Here is a 3,458-nt window from a genome sequence, read left to right as displayed (position 1 = left end):
ACGCCCAACGTCGCGGCCCCCTCCAGGTAGCCAAGCGCGTTGGCCTCGTCAAAGACGGTCTCGTAGGTCAGGCCCGCGCTTTCCATGCGGGTCAGAATGTAATTGCAGGTGCCGTTCATAATGCCGTAAACGCGCTGAACGCGGGCGAGGCCAAGCCCTTCGCGCAAGGTTTTGATAACGGGAATGCCACCGGCAACCGCCGCTTCAAAACTAAAGGATGTATTGTGCTTTTCTGCCAAACGCGCAATTTCAACACCATGCTTGGCGATCAACGCTTTGTTGGCCGTGACAACGGGAATACCCGCTTCAAGCGCTGCGCGAATGCTGGCCAACGCCGGACCGTCTTCGCCCCCCATCAGTTCCACATAAAGATCGATAGAATCGGACTTTGCCAGTTGTACAGGATCATCAAACCATTCAACCGCGCTCAAATCGACACCACGGTCGCGCGAACGTGAGCGTGCGCAAACCGCTGTGACTTCAATGTCGCGGCCAAAGCGCTTTTGCACAACATCTTGTTGACCCTGCAGCATATTCACCAAAGCGGCGCCAACGGTACCAACCCCTGCAACCCCAATGCGAATAGGCGCGCCTGCATTCGAATCTGCTTTTTCGATTTCTTTAATCATGTCGACTATCTTATTTCGTGTTTCAGCGCGCGGCTCACGGCCTTCGCGCAAGTTAAATACAAACTGGGGATCCGATGCGCGTTCTCGGCCAAAGCGCGTCGCTGTCCAATTGTAGCGCTCCAAAAAGCGCTCAACTCGCGTTCGAAACTGTTCTAACTCTGTCATTGGCGATCAGACTTGCTCGGCTGTTGTAGGTGATCATTTTTGCTCGCGCACTTAAATAGGAAAAGTCCTATTCGTCAACAGGCAACTAACGATATGTACGGCGGGATCTGCAGTAGACGTGCAAGATGGCTAGTTTATCACTGATAATGTCGCGTTGTGGACAATGAACATAGTTGGTCGGTCAGCATCAACCAACCGCACACGCACTTCAACATCGCCTACCGCCCTATCGAAATGATGTTCGATGAGGATTGGCGTGTTCTCATCTATCAGCAAATCGAAATTGTTCTCAAAATGTGTTGTGAACTGGCCCTCGTCCTGACTTACAATGTCCACATGAACTGTTGCAGCGGCAGCAGAGGTAAGCTCCAGAGCAGCTTTGAAGGTCAAACGGCTCCCTGATTGGACATCAATATACTGGCAGCAAATCAGATAGGGCTCGTCATCAGTTATCTCAACAAGGCTGTTTACGGGCATCAACTCCAATTGGAAATCATCAACGCCTTGGTTGGTTAAGATCGCAAGTGCGGCTGCTTTTCTGTTCATTGACGTTGCCGTGCCAACTTGGCGTAAATCGCCCATTTTACCGTCAACGCGGTGGAAGGATTGGCAATGATCTTCGTCTAACTGGCATATATCGATGCTATCATTTGAGATTCCATAAGTGAAATTGCCTATACTGTTGAACGCATAGATGGTTCTCGTTTTAACATATTGTCTAAACGCACTGCGTCCGCCAAAGTTTTGAGCTGGTTCTAGCCCGACAAAATCGGCCACCGATATCGGTAGATCGGTTTGCCCCGCCACCGATTCAATTAGCCTTGGCTGTATCCACTGCGGCGCAACAAGGGCAAATAGGCCCCAATTTCGCGCTAATTCAGCAACGGCGCTTGCCGCAGGCCCGACCAAGCCGCCAGATTCATCGCTGACAACGATAACCAATGTATTCGCCAACAGCCCTTTGCGCTCCAGTCCTTCCACAAATTCTCCGAAGGCAACGTCCAAATATTCAAACGATCTGATTTTTGGGTCGTCATTGCCCGCAAATGAGCTGGGTACAATATCAAATGGATGGTGTGTGCCAACGTTGAGTACTGTTAGGAACCACGGCTGTTCGCCCTTTGAAAGGCTTTCAACGCGCTCTTGGGCCTTGGAAAACAACACGTGATCATCAACGCCCCAAGCGCTACCAATGTCTTTGGCACTAAATGAAGCAGCGCCATACAGTGTCTGGAATCCTGTCAGGGGAAGCGATTGGTCCTTTTTTGAAAAAGAAAGTGGCGCAGCTTGCAAGTATTCCGTCACGTAGCCTGCATCAGCCAAACGTCGTGGCAAGCAGTCCAATTCCTGACCGCGAGTGGCAGCAACTTCCAATTTTGGTGTGGCAGAAGAGAATCTTGGCAACTGGCCACACAATAATGCGTATGTGCCACGTGTCGTCTGACGTTGATGAGCGAAGAATTGGCTAAAAACCGCACCTTTGCGTACAAACTGATCGACATTGGTCATTTTTACGTTGCTGTTAAGCCCTTGTGTTTCCACAACACTGGGCAGGTAAGCTGCGGACGCGCTTTCCAAAACCACCATCAAAATATTTGGTTTTTCCAGTGGCAGATCTAGCCAGAGAGCTCCCGATGCATCAGCACTAAGTTCTTGTTTCAACCGCATAATTTCAGTGGAAAAATCGGCTTTACTGTCGTCTTTGAACCTGTTCTTAAGCATGGCGATCGCGCTACGTGCATTTTGATTTAAAAAGCCAGACGTGCGCCAATCCGCCAAGTCATCATTTGAAGGCAAAAGGGCGAAAGCCAGCCACCCAACCAAACCGCAAATGGAGAAAACACGCACTAATGCACTGCCTGATATGCCGCGTATGGCAAAACCAACAATGAACACCAAACCGATTGCAGCAAAGAACAGTTCCGGATTGTGTAGCTTGGTTGCAGAGCCCCAAAAGAAGGTCTGATCTGCCATATAGCCGATTTGTGAGAACTCAAGCGCCCTGCCAAACACCCAGGCAAATTCCGCATTGGCCACCTGCACCAACAGATGTAGTCCAAACAATACAACTGCTAAGGCTGCACCCCATCGAGGGATACCCCAAACAGCGATGAGCAAAAGTGCGGATACCAGCGCAACGTCGATCGCAATGCCTTTAAGGTCAGCAACACCAAATCCGATGGTCGTAATCGGATCAAATAGAGACAAACGCAGCGCAAGCGGCAGCACAAATAGTGCAAAAATGCTCGTAATTACGAAAATAATGTAGCGCCACATCGGGGCTTTGTCGGTAGTAAACTCAGTCATTAAAGTTGAAAAACACCGCCGCTTGTTTTCGCGGCGATGCTCCTATTACACAAAACTCTGAGAGTTGGAGCCCTGCTTGCTTTAGTTGAAACAAAAAGGGCATTTGATCATCTCTCGGATTATTTACTCATGGGCACAACATTAGACCCTTTTTCATGGTCTGCCATAAACTTCTTGATGCTGCGCGCCGCTTGGCGGATGCGTTGTTCGTTTTCCACCAGCGCGATACGCTCAGAAGGCGGCGTGTTCATCCATGCCGGAAAAGCCGCACGTGCGGCGACAACGGCGGCATTGGTATCGGCCTCATCACCAAGTGAGATAACCGCGCAGGGCTCTTCAGTTGAAGGATCAATCACG

3 protein-coding genes are annotated in these 3,458 nt (G+C 50.2%); all 3 read right to left on the bottom strand.

Features of this window, described 5'->3' with window-relative positions; translation table 11 throughout:
• Positions 1–629: homoserine dehydrogenase (locus tag Q0231_RS10845; RefSeq protein WP_299347684.1), on the bottom strand; the 629-nt coding region annotated here is incomplete at its 3' end.
• Between the two features lie 294 nt (positions 630–923).
• A complete protein-coding gene (locus tag Q0231_RS10840) occupies positions 924–3,101 on the bottom strand; it encodes an LTA synthase family protein (protein WP_299347683.1) in 2,178 nt (725 codons plus the stop codon).
• A 119-nt stretch (positions 3,102–3,220) separates the two neighbouring features.
• Positions 3,221–3,458: aldehyde dehydrogenase family protein (locus Q0231_RS10835; RefSeq protein WP_299347682.1), on the bottom strand; the 238-nt coding region annotated here is incomplete at its 5' end.

It is taken from the genome of uncultured Maritalea sp., from assembly GCF_937139385.1.
GTDB classification, from domain to species: Bacteria; Pseudomonadota; Alphaproteobacteria; order Rhizobiales; family Devosiaceae; genus Maritalea; species Maritalea porphyrae_A.
This window is presented reverse-complemented; position numbering and strand designations above follow the sequence as displayed.

Excerpts from the sequence above, each read along its gene's own strand:
- Q0231_RS10840 (WP_299347683.1), bottom strand. The coding sequence starts at position 3,101 with ATGACTGAGTTTACTACCGACAAAGCCCCGATGTGGCGCTACATTATT.